Source organism: Altererythrobacter sp. CAU 1778, from assembly GCF_054482795.1.
The window spans coordinates 491,524-513,202 of record NZ_JBTLRP010000002.1; the positions used below are offsets into that span (position 1 = coordinate 491,524).

The 21,679-nt window shown below is 66.1% G+C and carries 19 protein-coding genes; 10 read left to right on the forward strand and 9 right to left on the reverse strand.

Features of this window, described 5'->3' with window-relative positions:
• Positions 1-37: 37 nt before the first annotated feature.
• Positions 38-1,078 carry a dihydroorotase gene (pyrC, locus tag ACXYN8_RS10455; protein ID WP_458889380.1) on the forward strand — a complete coding sequence of 347 codons (1,041 nt, stop codon included), beginning with the start codon at positions 38-40 and terminating at the stop codon, positions 1,076-1,078.
• On the opposite strand, the gene rarD is transcribed toward pyrC, so the two are convergent.
• Positions 1,053-1,961: an EamA family transporter RarD gene (gene rarD, locus ACXYN8_RS10460; protein WP_458889381.1), complete on the reverse strand. Its 909-nt coding sequence runs from the start codon at positions 1,959-1,961 to the stop codon at positions 1,053-1,055. The two genes, pyrC and rarD, sit on opposite strands and share 26 nt — an antisense overlap.
• Positions 1,962-2,145: 184 nt before the next feature.
• On the opposite strand from rarD, the gene ACXYN8_RS10465 reads away from it, so the two are divergent.
• Positions 2,146-2,613, forward strand: coding sequence for a glycine zipper 2TM domain-containing protein (locus tag ACXYN8_RS10465; RefSeq protein ID WP_458889382.1), 468 nt, complete (start codon positions 2,146-2,148; stop codon positions 2,611-2,613).
• Between the two features lie 87 nt (positions 2,614-2,700).
• On the opposite strand, the gene astD is transcribed toward ACXYN8_RS10465, so the two are convergent.
• Both astD and ACXYN8_RS10475 read right to left on the reverse strand, forming a co-directional pair.
• Positions 2,701-4,116 (reverse strand): succinylglutamate-semialdehyde dehydrogenase, encoded by a 1,416-nt coding sequence (astD, locus tag ACXYN8_RS10470; protein WP_458889383.1) that lies wholly within the window; start codon positions 4,114-4,116, stop codon positions 2,701-2,703.
• Between the two features lie 99 nt (positions 4,117-4,215).
• A complete protein-coding gene (locus ACXYN8_RS10475) occupies positions 4,216-5,598 on the reverse strand; it encodes a protein adenylyltransferase SelO family protein (protein WP_458889384.1) in 1,383 nt (460 codons plus the stop codon).
• A gap of 105 nt (positions 5,599-5,703) precedes the next feature.
• Between ACXYN8_RS10475 and ACXYN8_RS10480 the strand changes: the two genes are divergently transcribed.
• From ACXYN8_RS10480 to ACXYN8_RS10500, 5 genes are all read left to right on the forward strand, one after another.
• On the forward strand, positions 5,704-6,564 hold the full coding sequence (locus ACXYN8_RS10480; protein WP_458889385.1) for an alpha/beta fold hydrolase: 861 nt from the start codon (positions 5,704-5,706) through the stop codon (positions 6,562-6,564).
• On the forward strand, positions 6,561-7,700 hold the full coding sequence (locus tag ACXYN8_RS10485) for a glycosyltransferase family 4 protein (RefSeq protein WP_458889386.1): 1,140 nt from the start codon (positions 6,561-6,563) through the stop codon (positions 7,698-7,700). The genes ACXYN8_RS10480 and ACXYN8_RS10485 overlap by 4 nt, the downstream gene beginning before the upstream one ends.
• Positions 7,701-7,832: 132 nt before the next feature.
• A complete protein-coding gene (locus ACXYN8_RS10490; RefSeq protein WP_458889387.1) occupies positions 7,833-8,594 on the forward strand; it encodes a tetratricopeptide repeat protein in 762 nt (253 codons plus the stop codon).
• Positions 8,595-8,611: 17 nt separating this feature from the next.
• On the forward strand, positions 8,612-9,958 hold the full coding sequence (locus ACXYN8_RS10495) for an outer membrane protein assembly factor BamB family protein (RefSeq protein WP_458889388.1): 1,347 nt from the start codon (positions 8,612-8,614) through the stop codon (positions 9,956-9,958).
• A 58-nt stretch (positions 9,959-10,016) separates the two neighbouring features.
• On the forward strand, positions 10,017-11,360 hold the full coding sequence (locus ACXYN8_RS10500; protein WP_458889389.1) for a methyltransferase family protein: 1,344 nt from the start codon (positions 10,017-10,019) through the stop codon (positions 11,358-11,360).
• Here ACXYN8_RS10500 and ACXYN8_RS10505 read toward each other — a convergent pair whose 3' ends face one another.
• From ACXYN8_RS10505 to ACXYN8_RS10515, 3 genes are read right to left on the reverse strand one after another with little or no spacing between them, the layout of a single operon-like run.
• Positions 11,361-12,731 carry a glutamate--cysteine ligase gene (locus ACXYN8_RS10505; protein WP_458889390.1) on the reverse strand — a complete coding sequence of 457 codons (1,371 nt, stop codon included), beginning with the start codon at positions 12,729-12,731 and terminating at the stop codon, positions 11,361-11,363.
• Positions 12,732-12,781: 50 nt separating this feature from the next.
• Positions 12,782-13,531, reverse strand: a complete 750-nt coding sequence (locus ACXYN8_RS10510) for a 16S rRNA (uracil(1498)-N(3))-methyltransferase (protein ID WP_458889391.1) — start codon at positions 13,529-13,531, stop codon at positions 12,782-12,784.
• 2 nt (positions 13,532-13,533) lie between these two features.
• A complete protein-coding gene (locus tag ACXYN8_RS10515) occupies positions 13,534-14,922 on the reverse strand; it encodes a M20/M25/M40 family metallo-hydrolase (protein ID WP_458889392.1) in 1,389 nt (462 codons plus the stop codon).
• 95 nt (positions 14,923-15,017) lie between these two features.
• Here ACXYN8_RS10515 and ubiA point away from each other — a divergent pair, with 95 nt between their 5' ends.
• Positions 15,018-15,932: a 4-hydroxybenzoate octaprenyltransferase gene (ubiA, locus tag ACXYN8_RS10520; protein ID WP_458889393.1), complete on the forward strand. Its 915-nt coding sequence runs from the start codon at positions 15,018-15,020 to the stop codon at positions 15,930-15,932.
• Complete coding sequence (locus tag ACXYN8_RS10525; protein WP_458889394.1) at positions 15,932-16,552, forward strand: SOS response-associated peptidase; 621 nt, start codon at positions 15,932-15,934, stop codon at positions 16,550-16,552. Before ubiA ends, ACXYN8_RS10525 begins: the two co-directional genes overlap by 1 nt.
• Here ACXYN8_RS10525 and ACXYN8_RS10530 read toward each other — a convergent pair.
• Positions 16,544-16,939, reverse strand: a complete 396-nt coding sequence (locus ACXYN8_RS10530) for a VOC family protein (RefSeq protein ID WP_458889395.1) — start codon at positions 16,937-16,939, stop codon at positions 16,544-16,546. The two genes, ACXYN8_RS10525 and ACXYN8_RS10530, sit on opposite strands and share 9 nt — an antisense overlap.
• A 137-nt stretch (positions 16,940-17,076) precedes the next feature.
• Here ACXYN8_RS10530 and soxR point away from each other — a divergent pair, with 137 nt between their 5' ends.
• Positions 17,077-17,514: a redox-sensitive transcriptional activator SoxR gene (soxR, locus tag ACXYN8_RS10535; RefSeq protein WP_458889396.1), complete on the forward strand. Its 438-nt coding sequence runs from the start codon at positions 17,077-17,079 to the stop codon at positions 17,512-17,514.
• On the opposite strand, the gene ACXYN8_RS10540 is transcribed toward soxR, so the two are convergent.
• Both ACXYN8_RS10540 and ACXYN8_RS10545 read right to left on the reverse strand, forming a co-directional pair.
• The gene (locus tag ACXYN8_RS10540; protein WP_458889397.1) at positions 17,515-18,243 is read right to left on the reverse strand and encodes a class I SAM-dependent methyltransferase; all 729 of its coding nucleotides are present in this window, start codon (positions 18,241-18,243) and stop codon (positions 17,515-17,517) included.
• A complete protein-coding gene (locus tag ACXYN8_RS10545; protein ID WP_458889398.1) occupies positions 18,240-21,662 on the reverse strand; it encodes an AAA family ATPase in 3,423 nt (1,140 codons plus the stop codon). Before ACXYN8_RS10545 ends, ACXYN8_RS10540 begins: the two co-directional genes overlap by 4 nt.
• Between the last annotated feature and the right edge of the window lie 17 nt (positions 21,663-21,679).

Here is a 21,679-nt window from a genome sequence, read left to right on the forward strand (position 1 = left end):
GATGACAGATAGGAACGGGCGCGCCATAGGCAAACCCATGAGCGAATCCCTGACCATCCGCCGTCCTGACGACTGGCACCTGCATTTCCGCGATGGCGACATGATGCGCGCCGTTGTGCCGCACACCGCCCGCCAGTTTGCCCGCGCTATCGTGATGCCGAATTTGACGCCCCCGGTGACCACCACGGCGCAGGCCAGCGCCTATCGCGAACGCATCCTCGCCGCCGTGCCAGAAGGCGTCGACTTCACCCCGCTGATGACCGCCTACCTCACCGACAACACCGATCCGGAGGAACTCGCGCGCGGATTTTCGGAGGGCGTCTTCACCGCGGCCAAGCTCTATCCGGCGGGTGCGACCACCAATTCCGACAGCGGCGTCACCGATGTGGCAAACATCTACCCGGCGCTGGAACGGATGCAGGCGATCGGCATGGTGCTGTGCGTACATGGCGAAGTCACCTCCGCCGATATCGACATCTTCGACCGCGAGGCCGTGTTCATCGAGCGGCACCTGTCGCGCATCGTCGCGGACTTCCCGGCGCTGAAGGTGGTTTTCGAACACGTCACCACGCGCGATGCGGTGCAATTCGTCGAGAGCGCAAGTGCCAACGTCGCCGCCACGGTGACGCCGCAGCACCTGCACATCAATCGCAACGCGATCTTCGCGGGTGGGATCAATCCGCACGCCTATTGCCTGCCCGTCGCCAAACGCGAGAAGCATCGGCTGGCGCTGCGTAGGGCGGCAACTTCCGGCTCGGCCAGGTTCTTCCTCGGCACCGACAGCGCGCCGCACGCCCGGCACGCCAAGGAAAGCGCCTGCGGCTGCGCGGGCATCTTCAATGCGCCCTACGCGCTCGAAAGCTACCTCGCCGTGTTCGAGGAAGAGGGCGCCATCGACCGGTTCGAAGCATTCGCCTCCGAAAACGGCCCTCGCTTCTACGGCCTGCCGCTGAACGAAGGAACGGTGACGCTGGTGAGGCAGGACACGTTGGTCCCCGACGCGCTTGATGCGGGCGGGGAGCCGATCGTCCCCTTCCACGCCGGGCAGCAACTCAGCTGGCGGCTGGCCGCTTCCTAGAACTGCGGAGCAAGTCCCAGGCGAACACCGCGCAAGCCAGCCAGATCGCAACGAAAGACGCCAGCTGCACCGGCTGCAATTCCTTCGCGAAGACCGTCAGGCCGAGGATGAAGACGATGGTCGGCGCGAGGAATTGCACGAAGCCGAGCACGGAATAGTCCATCCGCCGCGCGGCGAGCGCGAACATCAGCAGCGGCACCGCCGTAACAAGTCCCCCCAGCATGATTGCGGCGCTAAGACCGATATCATGGCCGAAGGACGATCCGGCGGGCGACTGGGCGTACCACGCGGCGATGCCGGCAGCGGGCAGCAGCAGAATGGCCGATTCGATCGTCAAGCCGGGCAGCGAACCGACATTCACCTGCTTGCGGAGCATCCCGTAGGTGCCGAAGCTGCACGCCAGTGTCAGGCTGATCCACAACGTCGTCAGCGCGCCCGCCAGCAGCAGCGCAACGCCCCCGGCAGCGATCGCCACCGCTACCCATCCGGCGCGGCTCAGGCGTTCGCCCAGCAGAAGCGTGCCGAGCAGCACGTTGACCAGCGGATTGATGTAATAGCCGAGCGACGCCGCGAACACCTCGCCCGCCTGGATCGCCCAGACATAGACGAACCAGTTTATGCCGATCAGCACCGCGCTCGCTAGCAGGACCAGCAGCGCGCGGCGATCCGCCAGCGCGGCGCGAATGTCAGCCCACTGCCGCCGTACCGCGACGATCGCGAGGCAAATCGGCAGCGTCCAGATGATTCGCCACGCGACGAATTCGAACGCGGGCACTTCGCGCACCAGCAACAGGTAGAGCGGCAGGAAGCCCCATATCCCGTAGGCGGATAGCGCAAATGGCAGGCCAGAGCGATTCGCTGCGGCGCGCGTTTCGTCATTCATAGCGTCGCGGGGTCCCTGCTCATGGCGCGGCCTTAGGCCGGTGTTCGACCCACCACAATCGTCATTCCATCGCCGCTGAAAAACGGCTCGCCGCTATTTTCAAAGCTGACAGCGCAGTTGCTATCCGTTCAGCTTGGCTGCTCTAAACCTTAACCAACAACGGGGAGGCACAAGGAGCACGAACATGAAAACGATCACACTTTCCGCCGCCGCACTGGCGCTTTCCGCACCGGCCGTCGCACTGACCGCTGCTCCGGCTGCGGCCGCGACGAACACCTACAACGCGGTCGAGCAGGTCTCGCACTACGGCCCGTCCAGCGAGCAGCTGGAATGGAACCACGGCCGCAAGGACAAGCGCTGGAAGCGCGGTCGCAACTACGACCGGAACTACGATCGCTACAACAGCTATGGCCGCGGCTATTACGACGAGCCGGTTTACCGCAACACCCGCGTATGGCGTGGCGATGATGGCCGCACCTACTGCCGCAAGAAAGACGGCACGACCGGCCTGATCATCGGCGGTGCCGCTGGTGCCTTGCTGGGCCGCGAAATCGACAGCCGCGGCGACCGTACGCTCGGAACGGTGCTCGGCGCAGCCGCCGGTGCCCTGCTGGGCCGTGAAGTCGAACGTGGCGGATCGCGCTGCCGCTAAGGCTGAATATACCGAACATGGCTCCGGGTCGCAGTTACGGAGCCATGGAGGACCCCCGTCGCCTAGCGCGGCGGGGGTTCTCATTTATCAGCTGTCGCGAAAGCCCACGCCTACTGTCGCGCGGGGCTGTTCCATCTCGGTGCTGGCGACCGGGTAGGCGCAGTAATCCGCCGCGTAGAATGCCGCCGGGCGATGGTTGCCCGACAAGCCGACGCCGCCGAACGGTGCTGCCGATGATGCGCCGTTGGTCGGACGGTTCCAGTTGACGATGCCCGCGCGAATATTCGCCCAGAAGCGATTGTATTCCTGCGGCGTCCCCCCGACTAGCGAAGCGGAAAGGCCGAAGCGCGTGTTGTTCGCTTCCTGGATCGCTTCGTCGAAATCATCGACGCGGATGACCTGCAGCAGCGGGCCGAACAGTTCGACGTCCGGCCGGTCGGCCATCGCGGTTGTGTCGATGATCGCGGGCGTCAGGAATGGCAGGTCGTCCTGCGGGCGGCGCATGTGCTTGATCGCCTTGCCCCCGTTGGACATCAGGTAGACGAAGCTCTCGACCAGCGCGTCGGCCGTGTCGTTGTCGATCACCGGACCCATGAAGGGGGGCACTTCGTCGAACGGCGCGCCGACGATGACGCGGTCGGCAAGGCGTTTGATCTCCTCCATCGCCTCGTCATAGATGGACGACTTGACGATCAGGCGGCGTGCGGCGGTGCAACGCTGGCCTGCGCTGGTGAAGGCGGACTGGATCGCCAGCACGGCCGCGTCGGACATCTTTGGCGTGTCCCACAACACCAGCGGATTGTTGCCGCCCATTTCGAGCGCGAGGATCTTGCCGGGATTGGTTGCGAGCCGCTTGTTGATCGCGATGCCGACCTGCGCCGAACCGGTGAACAGGATGCCGTCCACGCCGGGGTGGGCCACCAGCGCCTCGCCCTCGTCGCGCGCGCCGACCAGCAGTTGGCAGACTGCCGCCGGGACGCCCGCCTTGTTGAAGCACTTGATCAGAAGTTCGCCGCAAGCCGGTGTTTTCTCACTCGGTTTCAAGATCACCGCATTGCCCGCGATCAGTGCCGGAACGATGTGGCCGTTGGGCAGGTGCGCGGGGAAATTGTAGGGGCCGAGCACGGCCATGACGCCATGGGGCTTGTGGCGCAGGGCCGCCGTGCCTTGCAGGGCGCTGTCGAGCTTTCTCTGGCCGGTCCGCTCGGCATAGGCCTTGATCGAGATTTCGACCTTGCCGATGACGGCGTCGACTTCCGTGCGCGCCTCCCACAGCGGCTTGCCGGTTTCGCGTGCAATCAGCTCCGCGAAATTTTCGTATTCCTTGCGAACCTCGTTCGCGAAGCGGCGCATCAGTTCGATGCGATTGGCCAGCGGCTTGGCCGCCCAAGCGGGCCATACGCGACGTGCACGATCTACGGTTTCATCGACATTTCCGACCTTTGCGCGCCACAATTCCTGGCCCGTGGCAGGTTCGATCGAGATGATTTCCTGTGTGCTCATGCGCGATGGCGGCCCTCCGGACCCGAATAGAGAATGCAGTTGTCGCTCGCCCGATAGACACAATGGCGAGCGTTGGAAAGTTTCGCTGGAAACAAGAACTCACCCATGCCCGGCAGGCTCCGGCGCCGGGCCGAGCGTGGCGCCGTAGGTCCGCAGCGCAGCCACCTTGTCGTGCAGCGGCTGCCAGTCGTCTCGCTGATCGATCGCAGCCCAGATCTCCTCGACCTCCTCGATCAGCATTGTCTGGGCGGGAGCGGGAGCATCGACAACGCTGTCGTAACCGGCCAGCGCGTCGGCAAGTTCTTCGGGCACGTCTTGCAGCCCGCGCAGGCTCTGGAAGAATTCCTCCGGCACTGTTTCGCGCAGCCGCATCGCCTCGCCCAGTGCGCGAAACAGCGCGAGGTCGCGCTCCTCGCCTTGCGAGGCGACGCCGAGCCGCCAGCACATCCGCCGCGCGACGTTCGAATGGTAGAGCGGCGCAAAACGATCGATCGCGGCGACCAGCGCGTCCTTTTCCGCTAGAGGCAGCAGCGCGTTGCCGAGTTGCGCGCAGTTCCAGTGAATGGCTTCCGGCTGGCGTCCGAAGCAATAGAGGCCAGTCTGGTCGAAGTAGGCGGCCGTGAACCCGCCTTCCCAGCGCGGCAGCCAGCGCCACGGGCCGTAGTCGAAACTCTCGCCCGAGATATTCATGTTGTCGGTGTTGAGCACGCCGTGGACGAAGCCCGCGACCATGTAGGATGCCACGAGATCGGCCAGACGCTCGACCACCTGGTGCAGCAGGATGACCGCCGGTTCGTCGCGCGCGGGCGCATCTGCGGGCGGCATGGGGCCGGGATAGGTCGAGAGCGCGTAGTCGACCAGCGCGGCGAGGTGATCGCGCTCGTCCAGGGCGGCGAGGCGCTGGAAGCTGCCGATGCGGATATGGCCGTGGCTCAGCCGCACCATGACGGCGGAACGGGTTGGCGATGGTTCGTCCCCGCGCGCCAGCTGCTCTCCGGTCTCGATCACGCTGAAGGTCTTGGAGGTGTGGACCCCCTGCGCCTCCAGCATCTCGGTCGCGAGGATTTCGCGCACCGCGCCCTTGAGCGTCAGTCGCCCGTCGCCATCGCGGCTGTAGGGAGTCTGGCCCGAACCCTTCGTACCAAGGTCGAGCAGCCGCCCTTCCGCATCCCGCATTTGGGCGAACAGGAACCCGCGCCCATCGCCGATCTGCGGGTTGTAGGTTCGGAACTGGTGGCCGTGGTACTTGAGCGCCAGCGGGCGTGGCAGATTGCCTTCGAGCGGAGCGAAGCGGCCGAAATGCGCGCACCACTGGTCGTCCGTGAGATAGTCGAGGCCGACGGACTGCGCCCAGCGGTCGTTGCGAAAGCGCAGCCGCGTCTCCGGGAAATTCGCTGCATCGACCGGCGCGGCGATCCAGTCGGCAATCTCTTGAATTCGCGGCTCGGGGCGGTAGGGCGCTGCTTGCGGTTCGGGTCGCATCGCGCGATATGTGGCCGTCGGACGCGCTGGCTTCAAGGCGCGTCGCCAAACAACCGGCCCGCTCGCCCCTGCGCGAAGGCCGAGCCCGGGGGCTTTTCCAGCACTATGCACGCATTTGAGGACCGAAGCTGGACCAGCGAGGATGGGCTGGAACTGCACTACCGCGATTACGCGGGGCCTGACGATGTGCCGCCTTTGGTGTGCCTGCCCGGCCTGACTCGCAATGCGCGCGATTTCGCGCCGGTGGTGGACCGCTTCATGGGGGTGCGGCGCATCCTGTGCGTCGACTTTCGCGGTCGCGGGGCCAGCGAATATGCGAAGGATGCGGCAACCTACAATCCGCCCCAATACGCCCGCGATGTGGAAGCGCTGGTGGAGCAGGCGGGGCTTGGCCCGTTCGTCAGCGTCGGCACCTCGCTCGGCGGGATCGTCACCGCGCTGCTCGCGCAGGAAGGCAAGGTCGCGCTGGCAGGCGTGCTGCTCAACGATGTCGGCCCTGTCGTGGAGCCTGCGGGGCTGGAGCGGATCAAGGACTATGTCGGCCACGGCCGCAGCTATCCCACATGGATGCACGCCGCGCGCAGCCTGCGAGAGCAGCAGGACGACGTCTTTCCCGCATACGAGCTGTCCGACTGGCTCGACTTCGCAAAGCGCACCATGACGGTCGGTGGCAACGGTCGCATCGTCTTCGACTACGACATGCGGATCGCAGAACCGCTCAATCAGCCGGGCGGGGAGAGTGGGGGCGGCGACCTCTGGCCTGCTTTCGAGGCGCTGGGCGGGCGTCCGGTGACGTTGTTGCGCGGGGCGTTTTCCGACCTGCTCTCGCACGCCACGGCAAGCGAGATGCAGCGCCGCATTCAGGGCCTCGAAGTGGTCGAGATTGCGGGCACGGGCCATGCCCCCACGCTCGCGGAGCCGCTGGCGCAGGACGCGCTCGCACGGTTGGTGGAGAAAGCGCAATGAGCGGGGCGCAGAAGCGCGTCCTCCACCTCCATTCCGCCTTCGATCCGGGCGGAAAGGAATTGCGCTCGGTCGCGCTCATCAACGCTTTCGGCCCAGGATTGCACCATACGATCGTTTCCGGCGATGCCGAGCGAACGGGCGCAGCCCGCCGCATCGACAGGACGGCGCGCATTACCCTCTCGCCTGAATTTCCGCCTTTGCGCGGACGCCCTTCCGTGGCGCGCTATCGCAGGCTTGCGGAGGCCATGCGGGATTTCGATCTGGTGCTCACCTACAATTGGGGTGCGATGGACGCGGTGATGGCGCACACGCTGTTCGCCCAGTCCATGGGCCTGCCGCCGCTGATCCATCACGAAGACGGGTTCAATCAGGACGAGGCGGACGGTCTCAAGGTGACGCGCAACTGGTTTCGCCGGATCGGCTTCGGGCGCACCGCAGCGCTGGTCGTGCCTTCGCGCGGATTGCGGCAGATTGCGCTCGACGCGTGGCAGCAGCCGGAGCGCCGGGTGCATCGCATTCCCAACGGCATCGATCTCGATGCCTTCGCCATGCGTGCGAAGCCCGACGTCCTGCCATCGCTGATCAAGCGCAAGAACGAATGCTGGGTCGGCACGCTGGCCGGGCTGCGTGCGGTCAAGAACCTGCCCCGACTGGTTCGCGCCTTCGCCGCCCTGCCGGAAGGCTGGCAGCTGGTGATTTGCGGGGAGGGGCCGGAGAGCGGCGCCATCCGTCAGGCGGCCAAGGCGGCGGGCGTGGAGGACCGCGTCCATCTGCCGGGCTTCGCCGCGCCGGAAAAGGTCGTCCCGCTGTTCGATATCTTCGCGCTCTCTTCCTACAGCGAGCAGTTCCCGATCAGCGTGGTGGAGGCGATGGCCGCCGGTGTGCCGGTCGTCGCGCCTGGCGTGGGTGACATCGCGACCATGGTGGCGAAGGAAAACGCGCCGTTCGTCACGCCTGCCGGCGACGAGCAGGCGCTGGCCGCAGCCCTGAAGACGCTTGCCGACAGCCCCCAGCTTCGCGCCGAAGTGGGAGAGGCGAACCGCCGCCGTGCGCGTGCCGAATATGGCTTTGCGGACATGGCCGCGGCCTATCGCCGCCTCTATGCCCGCGCACTGGGTTTGCGCGATCTGCCATAGTCCCGCCGGGCCTGGCTTCATCGACCGTTCACCGGGTTTGGGGATCAGGGGAGCGGAAAGATTGAATTGAGCCGCGCTTCGTCTAAACAGCGCCGCACACGCCGATCGGCTCTAAGAACGGAACAGATTACCTTGGCCAAACCTCCCGCCACCACCGAACAGAAGCGATCGAGCGAAGAAGACGTCTTCATGCGCGAAGTCGAGGACGCGGTGCGCCAGCAGGACCTCGAGGATTTCGGCCGCAAATACGGCAAGCCGCTGGGTGCGGCCTTGCTGCTCGGCCTCGTCGGTTTCGGCGGCTATCTGTTCTGGTCTGGCCAGCAGGAAGAGGGCCGAGAGGCTGCTTCCGAGGAAATGGTCAAGGCCATGGATCAGCTCGAAGCCGGCAACCTCGATACGGCGAGCAAGGCGTTCGCTCCGCTGGCGGCGGGCGATGCGGCCGGGCAGGCAGCATCGGCGCGCATGGTTCAGGCTGGCATAGCGTTGCAGCAGAACAAGCCCGCCGAAGCGGCCAAGCTCTACGCCGCGATCGCTGCCGACGGGGACGTGCCGGAACTCTACCGCAATCTCGCGACCATTCGCGAAGCGGCGATCACATTCGACGATACCCCTCCTGCCGATGTCGTTGCGAAACTGAAGCCGCTGGCGACGCCGGGCGCGCCGTGGTTCGCCGCGGCTGGCGAGCTGCTGGCGGCCGCTTACCTGGAGCAGGGCAAACCCGATCTGGCCGGACCGATCCTGGCCGAAATCGCCAAGGACGAAGACGCGCCCGGCTCGGTCCGCTCGCGCACGCGCCAGCTTGCGGGCGTGCTGGGTTTCGATGCGATCGAGGACCCCGAAGAACTGCTGGTTGCCGAAGGCGCCACCCCCGAAGGCGCGGCTGCGCCGCAATGATTTCAAGGAAGCTTGCGATGACCCATTCCACCACGGCGCGCGCCTTGCGGGCCGTCACCTTCGGGATCGCCACGCTGGCGCTGGCCGGATGCTCGATCTTCGGCGGCGGGGATGACGAACCCAGCACGCCGACCGTGGGCAATCGCGTGCCGATCCTTTCGCGCATCGTGGCCGGGACCGAAGTCGATGCATCGATCGCCAATGTCTCCGTCGTGCTGCCGCCGGCGCAGGTCAATCCGGAATGGGCGCAGCCCGGTGGCAACGCCGCCAACAGCGTCGGGCACCTGGCCTTCGGCAACGCGCCGACCCTGGCGTGGAGCGCGAGCATCACGGGCAGCACCAACAAGCGCCGCCTCGCCGCCGCTCCTGTCATCGGTGGCGGCAAGCTGTTCGCAGTCGACACCGACGGGACCGTCCACGCATTCGACGCGCAGACCGGTGCAAAGGCCTGGGCCTTCCGCGGCGAACTGGCGAAGGAGCTTACCGGATCGGCATTCGGCGGCGGCGTCACCTACGACAGCGGCCGCGTCTATGCGACCAACGGCGCGGGCGACGTCTATGCGCTCGATGCCAACACCGGCGGCGAATTCTGGCGCGCGCGCCCGGCTGGGCCGCTGCGCGGCTCGCCGACCGTGGCGTTCAACGCCGTCTACGTTATGTCGCAGGACAACCAGATCTACGCGCTCAACGCCGCGGATGGCGAGTTCCTGTGGAACGAATCCGGTTCCGCCGCGCTGGCGGGCGTGTTCGGCGTGGCATCCCCGGCGGCAGCGCAGGGCACGGTTATCGCGGGTTATTCGACCGGCGAGCTTTCGGCCTATCGTTATGAAAACGGGCGCACCCTGTGGGCCGACGCGCTGGCACGGACCTCCATCTCCACGCAGGTCGGCACGCTGACCGATGTGGATGCCGATCCGATCATCGATTCGGGCTACGTCTTCGCTCTGGGGCAGGGCGGTCGCATGGCCGCGTACGAACTGGTCACCGGCCAGCGGGTCTGGGAACTGAACCTCGCGGGCATTTCGACTCCCGCGCTGGCAGGCGAGTGGATATTCACGCTGACCGACGACGCGCGGCTGATGGCGATCCAGCGGGCGACCGGCAAGGTGCGCTGGATCACGCAGCTGGGCCGCTGGAAGGACGAGAAGGACAAGCGCGGGGCAATCTTCTGGACCGGCCCGGTGCTCGCCAACAATCGCCTGTGGATCGCCAGCTCCGAAGGCGTGGTGCTGAGCGCCGATGCCGCGACCGGCACGACCGCGCCCTTCACGGAACTGAAGGCGGGCGTTTCGCTGCCGCCGGTCATGGCGAACCAGACGCTCTACATGCTCGACGACGACGGCAATATCCGCGCCTGGAGATAGGCGGAAAACGCAAACGCAATTACCGCCGCCTTAACCCTTTGCCGGGTAGGGGCGGCGGATGGGCGCGCAGCATTCCTCCGGCGCAAGGCCAGCCAGCGATGTCTCGGCGGCGACGGGTTTCGTCGGCCTCGCCGGACTGGTCGTGTGGATCGTCATCTGCCGCAACTGGGCAGGGATAGCCGAAGCCTTCGCCCTGCCGGGACCGCGTGCGCCGATGTCCGGACCTTACGCAGCCGTCGCCGCGCTGCTTTCGACCAGCATCCCGATGGTGGCGTGGTCGCTCCTCGTCGAGAAAGTCCACCGCCGTCCCTCGACCGGGATCGACTGGGACAGCCCGCGCCCGTTGGGCAGCAATATCGACGACACGATCACCAAGATCGCAGGACTGTGGGCGACATGGGCGGGCCTTGCCGTGTTCTACTGCGTGGCGCGCTGGTACTGGGACGGGCAATACCTCTTCGCGATGGAGATCATCGGCGCGGCGGCAATCCCGCTGGTGGTGCTCTCCATCCCCTACATGCTCTGGATCGACCGGCTGATGATCAATCCGCGCGACCATTGCTGGCACTTCGGTGCGCTGCTGATCGGCCGCGAGGCGTGGGATGCGGAGCAGGTCAAAAAGCATTGGCGCGCGTGGATGATCAAGGGCTTCTTCGGCGCCTTCATGCTGTCGATCCTGCCCGCCGGATTCCATCAGGTCGTCGAGGCGGATTTCGCCGCGCTGATCGACAGCCCGGCGAGCCTCGCAGTGATCCTGTTCGAGATCCTGTTCCTGATCGACGTGCAGCTGGGCACCGTCGGCTACCTCGTCACTTTCCGCCCGCTGGATGCGCATATCCGCAGCGGCAACCCGTTCCTTGCCGGATGGCTGGCGGCGTTGCTGTGCTATCCGCCGTTGAACGCGATCGGCATCTTCAATTATCAGGTCAACACGTCGGACTGGGCCTACTGGCTGGAAGGGCACACGGCAGCTTTGTGGCTGTGGGGCGCATGGCTCGTGTTCCTGACGGCAATCTACGCCTGGGCGACCATGGCGTTCGGCCTGCGCTTCTCAAACCTTACCTACCGCGGGGTCATCACCAATGGCCCTTACGCGTTCACGCGCCACCCGGCCTATCTGTCGAAGAACCTGTTCTGGTGGTGCTCCATCATGCCGTTCCTGGTCACGAACGGATCGTGGACCGACATGGTGCGCAACACGGTCTTCCTCGCCCTCTTCAGCGCGATCTACTTCTGGCGGGCCAAGACCGAAGAGGCGCATCTGCTGCTGGAAGACGAGCGGTATCGCGAATACCACGCGTGGATGGCGGAGCATGGCCTCATCACCAGCCGTCTTACCAGGGCGCTCAACCGGCTGAAGGCGCGCACCGCGACCGGAGCGGCGGTTCAACCCGCGGAATGATCAGAAGCTGTATTTGTAGATCCGGCTGATGTCGCCGCCCCATTCGCCGTGATAGCGATCGAGCAGGCGCTGGGCGGGCACCTTGCGGCTTTCGACGATCTCGTCGAGCGTTTCGAGGAAGCCGGTTTCGTTGTCGCCGCTGCTGTTCAGCCGTGCTCGCTTGGCGAGGCCGGAACGCGCGATGGCCAGCACTTCGCCCGCGATATCGCCGAGCACGCGACCGCCGGGAATCGGGGCATCCAGCGCCAGGCGGGGGACGGAATTGCGCAGGTTCTCGCGCTCTTCCATCGACCAGTCCTTGACCAGATCCCAGGCCGCATCGAGCGCGCTGTCTTCATAAAGCAGCCCCACCCAGAGGGCGGGCAGGGCGCAGATGCGGCTCCACGGCCCGCCGTCCGCGCCGCGCATCTCCAGGAAGCTCTTGAGCCGGACTTCGGGGAAGGCGGTGGACATATGGTCCCACCAGTCGCTCTGGGTCGGTTTTTCGCCCGGAAGCGCGGCCAGCTTGCCGTCGAGGAAGTCGCGGAAGCTCTGTCCGGCCGCGTCGATATACTTGCCGTCGCGGAAGACGAAATACATCGGCACGTCGAGGATGTAGTCCGCCCAGCGTTCGTAGCCGAAACCGTCTTCGAAAACGAACGGCAGCATTCCGGTGCGTGCAGGGTCGGTGTCGCTCCAGATGTGGCTGCGGTAGGACAGCATCCCGTTCGGCTTCCCTTCGGTAAAGGGCGAGTTGGCGAACAGCGCGGTGGCGAGCGGTTGCAGGGCCAGGCTGGTGCGAAACTTCTTCACCATGTCCGCTTCGGACGAATAGTCGAGATTGACCTGGATGGTGCAGGTCCGCAGCATCATGTCGAGGCCGAGGTCGCCGACCGTGGGCATATGCCGCCGCATGATGTCGTAGCGCCCCTTGGGCATCATCGGCAGATCTTCGCGTGTCTTGTCCGGCCACATGCCGAGGCCGATGAAACCGACACCGCATTCTTCGCCCACGTGCTTGACCTGTTGCAGGTGGCGCCCGGTCTCGTTGCAGGTCTGGTGCAGGTTTTCGAGCGGGGCGCCCGACAGTTCGAGCTGGCCTGCGGGTTCGAGGCTGACGGTCCCGTCTTCCCCGGCCATCGCAATGACCTTGCCGTTCTCCTCGACGGGCTTCCAGCCAAACTCCTGCAGCGCCATCAGGATGTCGCGGATGCCGCCGGGCTCGTCGTAGGACGGAGCGTGGAAATCATCGCGCTTGTAGACGAACTTCTCGTGTTCCGTGCCGATCCGCCACGCCGACTTGGGTTTTTCGCCCTTCGCCATGGGTGCGATCAGCTGATCGCGGGTTTCGATGACGGGGTCGTCGGCGGAAGATGCCTGGCGCGTGCTCATATCGGTTGCCCTAGAAAACCCATGCGAAGGTGGGAAGCCATAATCGCCGCTCAGGCCTGCCAGTCGCCACTCGTACCCATCCACAGGGCAAGCGCGGCGATGGCGGCCGTCTCCCCGCGCAGGATGCGAGGGCCGAGCGTGATCGGGCGCGCCGCGGGGTGCGCACGAATGACCTCTCGCTCCGCCTCGTCGAAACCGCCTTCCGGGCCAACGAGAATTGCCGCGGACCCTGATCGTCCCGTAAAGGCCTTCGCCGCGGCTTCTCCCCCGAGTTCGTCCGCGAAATAGAGCGCCCGGTCCGCCGGCCAGTCGCGCAGCATCGCCTCGAGCTTTTGCGGGGCTTCCAGCCGGGGCAGCGCCGTCCGCGCGCATTGTTCGGCCGCTTCCACGGTGATGCCGCGCCCCCTGTCGAGGTTGAGCTTGTCGGCCACGCAGCGGCGGGTCAGCACGGGGCGGATTTCGGCCACGCCCAGTTCGGTCGCCTTCTCCAGCACGATGTCGAAACGGTCCTTTTTCAGAAGCGCGGGGCACAGCCAGAGATCGGGCACCGACTCGCGCTCACGCAGCTTTTCCACCGCGCGCAGCACGACCTGACGTTTTCCTGCCTCGGCCACCTCGCACGCCCATTCGCCGGTGATGTCGTCGCACACGATGACCACGTCGCCTGCCGTCACCCGCATCACGCGCGAAAGGTAATGCGCTTGCTGACCTTCGACCGCGATCGTCGCGCCATCACTGACCGGCGCGTCGACGAACAGCCGCGGTGCGCTGCGCGGCGGCCAGGCGGGGGTAGCGGGCATGGTCAGTCCGCGAGGGCTTCGATGACCGAGATCAACTGTGTCACGCCGGGATCGAGCATCGCCAGCGGCAGCCGTTCGTTGAGCCCATGGGCATATTCGTCATCTCCGCGAATGAACACCGGCGATACGCCGAAAGCGGGGATGCCTTGCGAACGGAAATGCATCGAATCGGTCGCGCCCGAACTCATGTTCGGTACGACGCCGAGGCCCGGCGCGCGCGCCTGCACGGCCTGTGTCACCGCGGCCATGACATCGTCGTCGAGCGGGCTCTCGATCGATTCGAGCGTGCCGTTGTCCTGAAATTCGAAGGTGATGCGCGGGTTGGCGACGATCCGCTCCAGCTCGGCCTGCACCGTTGCACGGGGCGTGCCGGGGAAGATGCGGCAATTGACATTCGCCTCCACCGATTGCGGCATTGCGTTGGGCGCGTGTCCGCCGCTAACTATCGTCGGCACGCAAGTGGTGCGAATGGCGCCGATCCACTGCGGGTCGGCAGAAAGGGTCGCGGCGGCCTCCGCATCGGTCGGATCGGCGACGAAGGCGCGCATCGCGGCGGCGAGTTCGGGCGGCGCGCCCTCTGCGCTGCCGCTGAGGTAGGCTTGCGTCAGCGGGCTCAGTTGCGGGGTGAACTTGTGCTTCCAGATGGCGTCCAGCGCTGCGCCCATTTCCGCGATGATGTCGACGTTGCCGGGGCGGCTGGAGTGGCCGCCGGGATCCTTCATCGAAAGGCGATAATCGGCATAGGTCTTCTCGCCCGCCTGCATCGCATAAACCATCGGTGCGCCGTCTTCGGCCAGATAGCCGCCGCCCCCGTCGACATTCAGGACCAGCGCCGCGTTGGAGAGCGTCGCGGCCATCGCCTGCGTCGTTTCCATCTGCGTTTCCTCGTCGCCGGAGAAACCCAGGATGACGTCGCGGCCCGGCACCCAGCCGCGCCGCTTCATTTCGAGCAGTGCCGCCATCGACAGCGCCACGCCGCTCTTGTTGTCGAGCGCGCCGCGACCGAAGATGTAGCCGTCTTCCACCACCGGTGTGAACGGATCACGTTCCCAGTCGTCGGGCTTCGCCTCGACGACATCCATGTGCGCGATCACGACCAGCGGCTTGGCCTCTGAGTTGCGGCCTGCGTAGCGCGCGGTGAGGTACCCGGTTTCGCCCACCGGCGTGAACGTCACATCCTGCGCCGCGAAGCCGCCGGCCACCAGTCGTGCGGTCAGCTTTTCCGCCAGTTCTGGCACCATCGCGCGGCCCTGAACGGTGGGGACGGCAATCGCTTCGGTCAGAATGGCCAGCGCTTCCTTCCCAGCTTCCGTTTCCGGCATATCCTGCGCGGCGATCGGCGTCGCGGATGTGGCGAGGAGGAGGGCGGCGGCGGTGCGGATGGCGTGCATGAAGGAAGCTCCCTGTGTTGGTGCGGGTGATTGCGCGTTTGGCCAACGGATGCAACGCCTTCGCAACCGGTCGCTCTGCCGCTATTGCCGTCTACATGAGCGAAACCGCCGCGCCCGATGTCGTCCCCGATAGCCAGCACTCCGGCTTCGTCGCGCGCCTGCCGCAGCTTCCGCGCGACCTCGCGCAACTGGCACGCTTCGACCGGCCGATCGGCTGGTGGCTCTTGTTCTGGCCATGCGCCTGGGGCGTGTGGCTGACCGGGGCGGGGTTACAGTGGGAGCTGATGCTATGGCTGCTGCTCGGCAGCATCGCCATGCGCGGCGCAGGGTGCGTCTATAACGACATCGTCGATGCGAAGCTCGACCGGCAGGTCGCGCGCACGGCATTGCGCCCCGTTGCGAGCGGGCGGGTTTCGAAGCGGCTGGCGTGGGGATGGCTGCTTACGCTGTGCCTGATCGGCCTCGTGGTGTTGCTCCAATTGCAACCCATGGCGCAGCTCGTCGCACTGGGCAGCCTGGTGCTGGTGGCAGCCTATCCTTTCATGAAGCGCATCACATGGTGGCCGCAGGCCTGGCTGGGGCTGGTGTTCAGCTGGGGTGTGCTGGTCGGCTGGGTCGCGCTCCGGCCCGACCGCTGGGAGGTGGTGGCCGCGCTCTATGCCGGTTCCGCGCTCTGGGTGATCGGATACGATACGATCTATGCCCTGCAGGACCGCGAGGACGACGCACTTGTCGGCATCCGCTCTAGCGCGCTGCGGCTGGGCGAGGGCGTGCGCGGCGGCGTTGCCCTGTTCTACGCGGGCGCGCTGGCGCTGTGGGCGCTAGCGTTCTGGCTGCTGCGGCCGGATTGGGTCGCGCTGCTCGCGCTGGTGCCCGCCGCGGTTCATCTGGCATGGCAGGTGACGACGCTCGACCCGAAAGACGGCGGCAATGCGCTGGCCCGATTCCGTTCCAATCGCTTTGCCGGGCTGCTGGTCGCGCTCGCCTGCCTGGTCGTGGGGAACGCTTGATGTGCAATCTCTACCGCATGACCAAGGGGCCGGACGAGGTCGCGCAATGGTTCGAGGCCGTGAACGGCGCGGGCGGGCGAAATTTCGGCACCGAGGTCTATCCGGGCTATCCCGGCATGGTCGTGGCGGAGGGGGAGACACGGGTGATGACCTGGGGCTTCCCTCTGGTGATGACCGGCAAGAGCGGCCAGAAACTGAAACCGAAACCGGTCAACAACGCGCGCACGGACAAGCTCGACAGCTTTTTCTGGCGCTACAGTTTCGAGGAACGGCGTTGCCTGATCCCGGTCAGCGCATGGGCGGAAGCCGAGGGGCCGAAGGGTGGCAAGACGCGCAGCTGGCTGACCCGACCGGATGCCGAACTGTTCGCCGTCGCGGGCGTCTGGCGCAGCTCGGACGAATGGGGCGACTGCTACTCCATGGTCATGACCGACAGCTGCGGAGCGGCGGCGGAATGCCACACGAGGATGCCAGTGCTGCTTTCGACGGAAAATCAGTCGGTCTGGACGGGCGGCTCGCCGGAACAGGCCTTTGCCCTGTGCCGTCCGTGGGAGGGCGAGCTCACACTCGATCGCACGGGTGAGCCGTGGTCGGGCAAAGGCCAGGTCTCGCTACTGTGACCTGTAGCTGACGATCTCGAATTCAATTCCGTCCCAGTCGAAGAAATAGAACCGCCGACCCGGCTCGTAATCGCCGTGATTGAAAGGTTCGAGGCCGTGAAAACGGACAGCCTCCTCCGCCGCGTCGAGATCGTCGACGGTGAAGGCGAGATGGTTGAGCGGGTCGCCCTTGCGATATTCGCCCGTCACATGGTCGCCGGTGTAGAGCGCAACGTAGTCGTGATCGGAACCGACATGGATCGTGCGGCCATGCTTCATCGAAGGGCCGCGCCACCGTTCCTGCCAGCCGAGCAGATCCTTCAGAAGCGAGGCGCTGCGTTCCGGATCGGTGACGGAGATATTGGCGTGTTCGAGACGGCCGGGCTGGACAGTGGCTGCTGCGGGCATGAATGGAATATCCTTCTCAAGTGTCTGCAATTTCGGCGGGCGGAGGCGCGCCGAATCAGCGGATTTGCCAATCATGCGATCTCAAGCTAACTTGAGGTCAAGCGAATGTTGAAAATTATCGGGAGGGCGGAGGACAGATGGATACGCGCTTCATTCCCATCGGAGAACTGTCGCGTCGCACCGGCGTCGCAGTCAGCGCAATCAGGTTCTACGAGGAAAAAGGGCTGCTCGAATCGCTTCGAACCGGTGGCAACCAGCGGCGCTTCCTGCGCAGCGACATCCGCCGCATCAGCTTCATACTGATCGCTCAGAAGCTGGGCCTCAGCCTGCCGGAGATCGAGGGGCACCTGTCGAAGCTGCCGCAGGGGCGCACGCCGACCGTGGCGGACTGGCAGAAGATCAGCCGGGCCATGCGCGGCGCGATCGATCAGCGCATCCAGCTGCTCACACGGACTCGCAACCAGCTCGACCAGTGTATCGGCTGTGGCTGCCTCAGCCTCGCCAAGTGCCAGCTTTACAACAAGGACGACCGCGCCGGAGCCGGAGGTCCGGGGCCGAGATTCGTGCTGGAATGATCAGAGCGGCTTGATGCCGCTCACGCTGGTGGCGCAGCCGAAGAAGTGCTTGCGATAGGTCACTTCCAGACCGGCTTCGCGCAACATCTCCCCGAACTCCGACGAATTGCCGAAATTGGTCGAATAGGTTCCGATCATCGCGAAATCCTGCGCGCCTTTCAGGAAAACGCGCTCGATCGCGGGCAGGATCACTTTCAGGTGCAGGAGATAGAGCGGGCGGAGCAGCCAGCCTTTCGGATCGGATGCCTCGATAAAGGCGAAAGTGCCGCCCGTCTTCAGAACCCGCGCGGTCAGTCTGGCCAGCCTGTGATGTTGTTCCGGCCGAAAGGTCTTGAGACCAAAGGTCGAGATGACGAAGTCGGCGCTGTTAGCCTCCAGAGCGCTTTCGAGCACGTCGTCCTCGATGAAGCCGATCTGGTGCGCGCGCATTGCGTGCAGCCTGTTCAGAGCGCGCCGATGCATCCCCGATGAGATGTCGACCGCCACGATTTTTTCGATCTGCGGATGAGCGGCAAGCAGGTGCGGCCATACCTCCCCAGTGCCCGCCATCAAGTCCAGACCTTCGCGGGTGTTCGCGTCGGTTCGGAGCAGTGCGACGGATTGCTTGCGCCACCGCTCGGTAAATCCGGCGGAGCAGATATAGCTGAAGGCGATGTATTTCTCGGAACAGCGATCGAAGACCTGCTTGACGAAGGCCGGGTCATAGATGTCGCTTGCGGAAGGTTTCACTCCGCCGCCAACAGCTCGGCTTCGGAGAGATCGACGCTGACGAGGCGGCTGATGCCCTTTTCGATCATCGTCACGCCGAACAGGCGATGCATCCGACTCATGGTGACGGCGTTGTGAGTGACGATCAGGTAACGCGTCTCGGTTTCCTTCGTCATCGCCTCCAGCAGGTCGCAGAAGCGTTCGATGTTGGCGTCGTCCAGCGGGGCGTCGACCTCGTCCAGCACGCAGATCGGCGCGGGGTTGGTGAGGAACAGCGCGAAGATCAACGCGACCGCGGTCAGCGCCTGCTCGCCGCCCGAAAGCAGGGTAAGCGATTGCAGGCGCTTGCCCGGCGGCTGGGCAAAAATCTCCAGCCCGGCCTCGAGCGGATCGTCGCTGTCGATCAGCGCAAGATGTGCCTGTCCGCCTTCGAACAGTCGCGTGAAGAGGCGGCGGAAGTGAGTGTCGACCTCCTCGAATGCCGCCTTCAGCCGTTCGCGCCCTTCGCGGTTGAGGCTGCCGATCGATCCGCGCAAGCGATTGACGGCTTCAGCCAGTTCGCCCTGCTCGGCGGCATTGGTGCCGTGCTCTTCCTCCAGCTTGGCGAGTTCGTCGGCCGCCACGAGATTGACCGGGCCGATCCGCTCGCGGCTTGCTGTCAGGCGGTCCATTTCCTCGGATTCTTCGGACGCTGCGCGAATACCGGCCTCCTCGAGGCCGAAGCGTTCGATCAGCAGCGGGGGAGGACACTGGAACCGCTCACCGGAAATGGCGGCCATTTCCTTGCGACGATTTTCCTCGTTTTCCGCCCGCGCCGCGAGCCCGGCGCGAGCCTCGCGCGCGGCGCTGAATGCCTCGTTGGCCTGGTGGAGCGCGCGGTCGGCGGCCTGCGCGGCTTCGCTGGCTTCGGCGACGTTGGCTTCGGCACGGGCAAGTTCCTCGCCCAGCCGCGCGCGCACGGCGTCGCCCTGCTCGATCTCGCGCATCAGCCCTTCGGGCTTGGCGGCCACGACGGCGCGTTCTTCCGCAATGTCGTCGAGCCGCTGGGCCATGTCGGACAGACGCCGCGCCGCATCGCCCGATCGTGCCTGCCAGCCGATGATGTCGGTCCTTTGGGCCGCGACACGTTCGCGCGCGACGGCGAGGCCCTGATCATGCGCAGCCAGCGCGGCGAGGGCAGCTTGCACCGCGCTGCGGGCCGCTTCGTTCTTCGCCTGCGCGGCCTCCAACGTGGCGCGCCCGGTGGCGGGATCGGGCAGGGCGGCGCGTGCCTCCTGCGCCGCCGCCAGATCGCTGTCGGCATGCTTGCGCTGGTCCGCCAGCTCGCCTTGCGCGCGGTCGAGTTCAGCCATGCGCGACGCCAGCCGTTCGCGCTGCGCCTCGGCCTGATCAACGGCGCGCAGGGCATTGCGCTCGGCCTCCGCCGCCTCGGCAAGAGCCCGGTCGGCTGCCACGACGGATGTCTGCACTTCGCTCAGCTGGCTCGCGGCAGCGTGCTGTGCAGCCTCCGCCGCGTCGCGCGCCTTGCGCTGCGCCGGGAGCAGAGCCTCAAGTTCCTTGAGCCGGTTGTCCGCTTCGAGCAGCGCGGCCTCGCTGCTGCCTTCACCGCGTGCGATGAAACCGTCCCAGCGGCGCAGCGCGCCATCGCGGGTGACGAGCCATTCGCCGGGGGAAAGGTCCTGCCCGTCGTCCTGAGCGACGACGCGCACCATTGCGAAACGCGCGGCCAGTTCGGCGGGGCAGTTCTCGACATGGTCGATCAGGCTGTCGGTGGTTTTCGCGGAAGCTTTCTGTCCGGTCCAGAAGCGCCCGTCCGATCCGGCGTCGGGCTTACCCAGCCCCGCCTTCGCATCACGACCAAGCACGGCCGCCGTAGCTTTCTCAAACCCCGGTGCGACCCGAAGGGAATCGATAGCGCGTGGCAGGCCGTGCTTGCCGCTTGCCTGCCGGAGGCGGGCACTGCGGTCTCGTTCCAATGCATTGTATTCGCGTTCGGTTCCGACGAGTTCCGCTTTTGCGCTGGCCAGCGCCGATGCGGCATCGTCCCGCGCTGCGACCAGCGCGGACTTGCGCGATTGCAGCTGTTCGAGCGCAGAGCGGGCCGTTGCCAGCGCGCGGGCTGCGTCTTCCACTCTCACGCGGGCTGCATCGACGGCGGCGGCGGGATCGCCTTCTGCCGATAGCGCCTCGCGCGCCTGCTTCTGCCGCGCGGCTTCGCCGTCCAGCCGACCGACCCGCGTACGCGCCTGTTCGATGGCTGCTTCCGCGACACGCCATTCGGCTTCCACGCCGGCATGGTCGGCGGTGGCCTTGGCAAGCGCGAGTTCGGCTGCGCGAGCGGCGCTTTCGGCTTTCTCGGCCTGACTCGCCAACGCGGGCCGGGCCGCTTCGTCCTCGACCAGGCGAGCTTCCCCCGCTGCAAGTTCGCGGTCGAGCCGGGCGAGCGCTTCGGCAGCGTCCTTGGTCAGCCGGTCGGCTTCGCCACGGTCTTCCTCAAGTCGCTGCTTCTGGCGGTCGAGGTCGGCTAGCCTTTCCTCCGCCGCTTCGAGCTGGCTCGTGAGCGCGGCCATGCGATGGCCGTGCGCGCTGGCATCGTCGCGGCGGTCGGCGTGCTCGTCCCGCGCGGCGACGAGAGCCTCTGCCAGCGCGTGCTGTTGCTTCTGGAGGTCGGCGGCAACCTGCCGCGCTTCCTCCACCCGTGCATCCGCGCCCTTTGCCGCTTCGCGTGCTTCGTCGGCGGAACGCGCGGCGTCGCGCCAGCGGGCGAACACCAGGCGCGCCTCGGCGGTTCGGATCTCCTCGGACAGCGCCTTGTAGCGTTCCGCCTGCTTGGCCTGCCGGCGCAACGAGGCGATCTGCGTATCGAGACCTGCCATGAGGTCTTCGAGGCGGGCGAGATTACGCTCCGTCTGCTTGAGCTTGTTCTCGGCGTCGCGGCGGCGGACGTGGAGGCCCGCGATCCCCGCCGCTTCTTCCAGCATCTGGCGCCGCTCGGTCGGCTTGGCGGCAATGACCTGCGCGATCTTGCCCTGGCTGACGAGGGCGGGCGAATGCGCTCCGGTCGCGGCGTCGGCGAAGGTCAGCGACACGTCCTTCGCCCGCACGTCGCGCCCGTTTACGCGGTAGGCGCTGCCCGCACCGCGTTCGATCCGGCGCATGACCTCGAAATCCTCGCCGTCGGATGCCTTGCCTTGCAACAGCACCTCGGCGAAGTCCCGCGGTGGGCGGCGCTCCGTCCCGGCGAAGATGACATCCTCCATCCCGCCCGATCGCATGGATTTGGGCGAGTTTTCGCCCATCACCCAGCGGATCGCTTCCAGCAGGTTGGATTTGCCGCAGCCGTTGGGGCCGACGACGCCGGTCAGGCCGGGTTCGATACGCAATTCCGCAGGCTCGACGAAGCTCTTGAAGCCGGACAGCTTGAGCTTCTTGATGATCATCGCCTGCGGTTGCCTCC

Bases quoted from the DNA above. Each gene is read 5' to 3' on its own strand.
- ACXYN8_RS10510 (WP_458889391.1), bottom strand. From the start codon at position 13,531: ATGCCCGCTACCCCCGCCTGGCCGCCGCGCAGCGCACCGCGGCTGTTC.
- ACXYN8_RS10530 (WP_458889395.1), bottom strand. From the start codon at position 16,939: ATGCCCGCAGCAGCCACTGTCCAGCCCGGCCGTCTCGAACACGCCAAT.
- ACXYN8_RS10475 (WP_458889384.1), bottom strand. From the start codon at position 5,598: ATGCGACCCGAACCGCAAGCAGCGCCCTACCGCCCCGAGCCGCGAATT.
- ACXYN8_RS10545 (WP_458889398.1), bottom strand. From the start codon at position 21,662: ATGATCATCAAGAAGCTCAAGCTGTCCGGCTTCAAGAGCTTCGTCGAG.
- ACXYN8_RS10515 (WP_458889392.1), bottom strand. From the start codon at position 14,922: ATGCACGCCATCCGCACCGCCGCCGCCCTCCTCCTCGCCACATCCGCG.
- ACXYN8_RS10525 (WP_458889394.1), top strand. From the start codon at position 15,932: ATGTGCAATCTCTACCGCATGACCAAGGGGCCGGACGAGGTCGCGCAA.
- soxR (WP_458889396.1), top strand. From the start codon at position 17,077: ATGGATACGCGCTTCATTCCCATCGGAGAACTGTCGCGTCGCACCGGC.
- rarD (WP_458889381.1), bottom strand. From the start codon at position 1,961: ATGAATGACGAAACGCGCGCCGCAGCGAATCGCTCTGGCCTGCCATTT.
- ACXYN8_RS10485 (WP_458889386.1), top strand. From the start codon at position 6,561: ATGAGCGGGGCGCAGAAGCGCGTCCTCCACCTCCATTCCGCCTTCGAT.
- ACXYN8_RS10500 (WP_458889389.1), top strand. From the start codon at position 10,017: ATGGGCGCGCAGCATTCCTCCGGCGCAAGGCCAGCCAGCGATGTCTCG.
- ACXYN8_RS10480 (WP_458889385.1), top strand. From the start codon at position 5,704: ATGCACGCATTTGAGGACCGAAGCTGGACCAGCGAGGATGGGCTGGAA.
- ACXYN8_RS10465 (WP_458889382.1), top strand. From the start codon at position 2,146: ATGAAAACGATCACACTTTCCGCCGCCGCACTGGCGCTTTCCGCACCG.
- ACXYN8_RS10495 (WP_458889388.1), top strand. From the start codon at position 8,612: ATGACCCATTCCACCACGGCGCGCGCCTTGCGGGCCGTCACCTTCGGG.
- ACXYN8_RS10505 (WP_458889390.1), bottom strand. From the start codon at position 12,731: ATGAGCACGCGCCAGGCATCTTCCGCCGACGACCCCGTCATCGAAACC.
- astD (WP_458889383.1), bottom strand. From the start codon at position 4,116: ATGAGCACACAGGAAATCATCTCGATCGAACCTGCCACGGGCCAGGAA.
- ubiA (WP_458889393.1), top strand. From the start codon at position 15,018: ATGAGCGAAACCGCCGCGCCCGATGTCGTCCCCGATAGCCAGCACTCC.
- pyrC (WP_458889380.1), top strand. From the start codon at position 38: ATGAGCGAATCCCTGACCATCCGCCGTCCTGACGACTGGCACCTGCAT.